General features: G+C 61.5%; 4 protein-coding genes and 1 pseudogene. 2 read left to right on the top strand and 3 right to left on the bottom strand.

Annotated features, from left to right (window positions below; translation table 11 throughout):
- Positions 1-42 precede the first annotated feature (42 nt).
- Positions 43-288: a hypothetical protein gene (locus WDW90_RS35850; RefSeq protein WP_336492514.1), complete on the bottom strand. Its 246-nt coding sequence runs from the start codon at positions 286-288 to the stop codon at positions 43-45.
- Positions 289-796: 508 nt separating this feature from the next.
- On the opposite strand from WDW90_RS35850, the gene WDW90_RS35855 reads away from it, so the two are divergent.
- Both WDW90_RS35855 and WDW90_RS35860 read left to right on the top strand, forming a co-directional pair.
- On the top strand, positions 797-1,426 hold the full coding sequence (locus WDW90_RS35855) for a helix-turn-helix domain-containing protein (RefSeq protein WP_336492515.1): 630 nt from the start codon (positions 797-799) through the stop codon (positions 1,424-1,426).
- A 79-nt stretch (positions 1,427-1,505) separates the two neighbouring features.
- Positions 1,506-2,567, top strand: a complete 1,062-nt coding sequence (locus WDW90_RS35860) for a transposase (protein ID WP_336492516.1) — start codon at positions 1,506-1,508, stop codon at positions 2,565-2,567.
- On the opposite strand, the pseudogene WDW90_RS35865 reads toward WDW90_RS35860, so the two are convergent.
- Positions 2,524-2,739: pseudogene (locus tag WDW90_RS35865) on the bottom strand (ISL3 family transposase); the annotation flags it as partial. The gene WDW90_RS35860 and the pseudogene WDW90_RS35865 sit on opposite strands and share 44 nt — an antisense overlap.
- 109 nt (positions 2,740-2,848) lie before the next feature.
- Positions 2,849-3,173 (bottom strand): hypothetical protein (locus WDW90_RS35870; protein WP_336492517.1); only part of this gene is annotated, 325 nt, incomplete at its 5' end.

Genomic DNA, 3,173 nt, shown 5'->3' on the forward strand with positions numbered 1-3,173 from the left:
CAGCTTTCTCCATTCTGCGTCGTCCAGCATCACTCCTCCCAGTCAGGAGGAGCAAAACGCCCGCACACGGAACACGTTCAAGGCCGAACAGGCCGTAGCTTCCGTGCGCCCGTACTTGGGCGAGGACCGGTAGACGGCCACCATCCAGTCGAACATGCCAACGGAAACCCATTCGGTGGAGATCGGGGCTTGATCGCGCGTTCGCCAGGCCGCGAACTGCGGGTTGAGAACGTCATCGCAGCGCCGTTTGGCCTCGCAGTAGTCTGTTCCCAGCGGCTCGCCTTTCATCGGGCATCCAGCTCTGACGGCCCAGGTTGGTGGGACCCAATAGTAAGCAGTGGCCCGGCCCGCAAGACGACGGGCCACCATGTATACAGGCCACCCAGTGGGCTTACGGCGCGGCATCAAATCAGATCTGCTATGTCTTCGTCAGGATAGGAGATCTCAACGGCGAGGCCATGTCGGCGCGCTATATCCCGATCAAGCTTCGTCCGGTGCCACTTCTGCCGACAGCCCCGCTGCCGGCAGGGGCGCGAGTAATACCCTCGTTCGACCTTCGACAGGAAGGCGCTGACGCTTGGCTCATCGCAGTAGGCCGCAGCAGTTTCTGCACGCATTTCCAGCGGCCAAGCTTCAATGCGACGCGAAGAAGACCCTCGCATCAATATATCCCTCGTTTGCATGCCTAGGCGCGATCCTGCGGTTGCTGCACCCAGAAGGCTCAGTTATCCTGCAACATCACACATGCCCAATGGACAAGTCAACACCCTGAGCACTTTTGATCCCTGGAGTACAAATGGATATCTCAAGCGAGCAGGTGCGAGCCGCCAGGGCCCTACTCCGATGGGAGCAAAAGGATTTAGCCGAAGCGGCACAGATCTCGCTGCCGTCGGTTAAACGACTAGAGGGCCAGGAAGGTATGCTTTCATCAGAATTAAGATCGGCCATCGCGGTGAAGCAAGCGCTGGAGGCCAACGGGATACGGTTTGCCTGGGAATTCGAAGAGTTAAGTGTGGCCCTCAACGTCGAGAAGCGTCTAAAGGCAAAAGTTGATTCATTACGTAATAATATATTTCCAGATGTCGTAGAGTGGTCGACTCCAAGCTCGAGCGGACTCATCAGGCCCGATCTAGTGGGTTTTGGGCGAGATAGAAAGCCAATTGTCGTGGAGGTCAAGCGCTGCTTGAGATCAGAGAAAGAATTTAGAGGTGCCGTCACACAACTGAAGGAATATGCCGTCCAATATGGAGCGTCTACGGCTGTCCTGATCAGTCAGTCAGTGCCAGATACGCTGCGCGAGGTGGGCGATTTAGAAATTCTATCAAGAAATACTCTGTTTCTCTCTAGGGAGCGAGTTGAGGTGTTGGTATTTTCTCTTTGTGCCAATACTATGACAAACGAGCCTGCAGCTCCGCATAGCGCGTAGTAGGTATCGAGCTGGCGCGCGAACCCTTCGCGGCCGGGGCTGAGTTTCCGAAGGCCGAGAAGCTTGACTGATTGGCCCCATGAAGTGGTTCATCGCCAAACAATCGGTGAGGGTGGCGACTATCTCCTTGTCGCCGTATGGGCGCCGGATCCGGGTGCAGCACTTCTACGTGCAGGACGAGGCCATCCGCTGGCGCTCCTCTTTCGACATCGCGCACGCTGTCCTGTTCTTGAACTCGGCGCATGATCGCGACGCCCACTATGCCCGCACCGATACGATCTCTTGGGTCGGGTACAAGGCCCACCTGACCGAGACCTGCGACGACAATCGGTCCCGCCTCATCACGCACATCCAGACGTGCCTCGCGCCGGTCGCCGACCACCGGATAGTCGCGCCGGCTCACGAGGCGCTGGCCGACAAGGACCTGCTCTGGGCCCAGCACCTCGTCGACACCGGCTACATCGATGCGGGTCTGCTGATCGAGGCCTGGCAGCGCTTCGGGATCGACCTGATCGGACCCATCCGGCTGGACCTGCGCTGGCGGGCTCAAGCCGATGGTCGCTTCGCCATCGCGGCGTTCCGGATCGACTGGGCGGCCGAGCGGGTGACCTGCCCGCTAGGCATTGCGAACTCCAGCCGGTCACCGGCTCTCGACATCCGCGGGACACCGGGCATCAAGGTGAAGTTTCCCGTCGCGACTGCCAGCCCTGCCCACATCGTGTCGCACGCGCCGGCCCGCGCGACGCGCCGTCAGATATCGCTGTGCCCGCAGGCGCGACATGAGGCGCTCGCCCAGGCGCGCCAGCACCAGAATACGGCCGCCTTCGCCCGGCTGTACGCCCAGTGCGCCGGCATCAAGGCCACTCTTTCTCCGGCGGTGCGTAGCTTCGGCCTGCGCCGGGCGCGCTACGCTGGTCTGGCCAAAAGGGTCGGTTGCAGCACATCGCAACCGCTGCCGCGCTCAACCTCACCTGGATTGTTCGCTCATTACGGGCGAGCCGATCGCTGCCGCACGCCGAAGCCACTTCGGCCGCCTCCTCACCCCTGTCGCAGCCGCCCGACTTCGCCAGCGGTATCGAGTCTGATGGATCAGGCGGGAGAAGAAAACGTCGGCGGAGCAAGTCGAGCTTGGCTCGACTGAACGTGGAGCGCTTGAGCAGCTTGGGGCGGTTGAGACTGCCCCTCGGCTTTCACGGCTTCACGGCAGACGCAGGCCGGCCCGGACTGTGCGGCCCTTCCTGGTCGAGGCTGGCGTCGAAGCTCGCAACGACGCGCATGCCGCAGGTGCCGACCTCCAACCAAGCGACGAAGGCCGCGATGCCCGCGCTGTCCAGACGCTCTGCCTGTGATACGGCACGAATGCGTGCGGGCGCCATGAGCACCCGCACGCTTCGAGAGACCCCTACAGCTCCAGTCGGCCAGTTAATGGAGGGCCTGCGTGGGACAGGGGGCGGCTTCACTCTCAGACAGGCAAGGCGCTGTCCGGCTCTGGATGAGCGCGTCCAGGACACGCCAGGACAGCAGCGGGAATTGCTTCCGATCGAGCACTGCATAATAGTTCATCAGGCTCTGGGTGACGGCGTCCGCCGATTCCGGCACGAGGAACGCGTCGCCGCGCGCATCGATCAGCAGGTCCAGCATATCTCGCCCGGTGGCAAACTCCTTGACCGCCATGATGGCCTGTCGTTTGTCACGGCCGCTGGTGGCGTCATCTGCGCGGAGCTTGAAGAAGGCTATCGCGTCATTG

Origin of the sequence: Methylobacterium nigriterrae (genome assembly GCF_037106235.1) — a bacterium.
In the GTDB taxonomy this organism is placed as follows: domain Bacteria; phylum Pseudomonadota; class Alphaproteobacteria; order Rhizobiales; family Beijerinckiaceae; genus Methylobacterium; species Methylobacterium nigriterrae.